Genomic DNA, 1,240 nt, shown 5'->3' with positions numbered 1-1,240 from the left:
TGGCTTTATGTACTGCATAGTGTCATAAATTGCAAGCCCTGCTGTTACTACTCCACCCGGAGAGTTTATGTATAGGTATATGTCTTTTTCAGGGTCTTCTGACTCTAAAAATAAAAGCTGTGCAACTATAAGGTTTGCTATATGGTCATCAATTGGAAACCCAAGTAAAACAATTCTATCTTTTAAAAGTCTTGAATATATATCGTAAGCCCTTTCTCCTCTTGGAGTTTGCTCAACAACTATTGGAACTAATTGGCTTACAATTCTATCTATATCATTTTTACTGCTCATTTTTTACTTCCTCCTGACTTTCAGATTTTTCTTCTTGAGGTTGCTGTTGCAACTGGTCTTCAAGTTTTCCGTATTTTTCTTCGTACTCTTCTTTTGTCATTTCAATTATTTTTATTTTATTTTTAAGAGCATCTAAAACTTTCTTTCTGAGAAGTACGTATCTTACGTTTTGTATTAATCCTCTTTCTTCAAAAATTCTTCTTATTTCTTCTACAGATGTTTGATACTGCTGTGCTATGTCTTCAAGTTCTTTATTTATTTCTTCTTCAGAAACTTCTATGCCTTCTTTTTCAGCTATTTTGTTAATTACAAACATAAGTCTTACATTTTTAACTGCTGTTTGCTCAAGCCCCTGTGCTGCTGCTCTAAGCATATCTTCATTTGGCTGAATTCCAAACTGTTGGAGTTGTTTTATATAATTGTCAAGAAGAGCCTCTATTTCTGCTTTTACAAGAGAAACAGGAACATCAAAATCATACTGCTCTGCTAATTTATCAAGGATTTTTTGTTCAAGCTCTGCTTCTTTTGCTTCTTTCACTTGTTTTTCTAAATCTTCTCTTATTTTCTTTTTAGCTTCCTCAACATTTTCCCCAAGACCAATTTCTTTAACAAATTCATCGTTAAATTCAGAGACTATTTTCTTCTCAACTTCTAAAACTTCAATGTCAACAGTTGCTTTTCCAATTTCTTCACCTTTTTCATTGTAAAGAGGTACATTTTCAAGGTGAACTTTATCTCCTGCTTTTTTACCTTTTAACTCATCTTCTATTTCTTTTCTGAGCTGGTTAGCTCCAATAACAGCTTCAAACTCGTCTTCTTCTGAATTTCCTTCTTCATCTGTTATTTTGTATTTAATTTTAATCATATCTCCTTCTTCAATTTCCTTATCAGCAGTTCAAATTTTGCGTGCTGCTCTAAAGCTGATTGATTGCTTTTTCACATCTTCATC

Annotated in this window: 2 protein-coding genes; both read right to left on the bottom strand. The window is 32.7% G+C overall.

All coding sequences use genetic code 11. The annotated features are described in order from the left end of the window. A partial coding sequence (locus HG1285_RS00905; protein WP_008289529.1) for an ATP-dependent Clp protease proteolytic subunit occupies positions 1-291 on the bottom strand: 291 nt, incomplete at its 3' end. Then, a complete protein-coding gene (locus HG1285_RS18555; protein WP_008289528.1) occupies positions 281-1,156 on the bottom strand; it encodes a trigger factor in 876 nt (291 codons plus the stop codon). The genes HG1285_RS18555 and HG1285_RS00905, both read right to left, overlap by 11 nt. Between the last annotated feature and the right edge of the window lie 84 nt (positions 1,157-1,240).

It is taken from the genome of Hydrogenivirga sp. 128-5-R1-1 (assembly GCF_000171895.1).
Note: the sequence above shows the minus strand (reverse complement) of the source record. Positions and strands in the feature narration are given on the sequence as shown.

Bases quoted from the DNA above. Each gene is read 5' to 3' on its own strand.
- HG1285_RS18555 (WP_008289528.1), bottom strand. From the start codon at position 1,156: ATGATTAAAATTAAATACAAAATAACAGATGAAGAAGGAAATTCAGAA.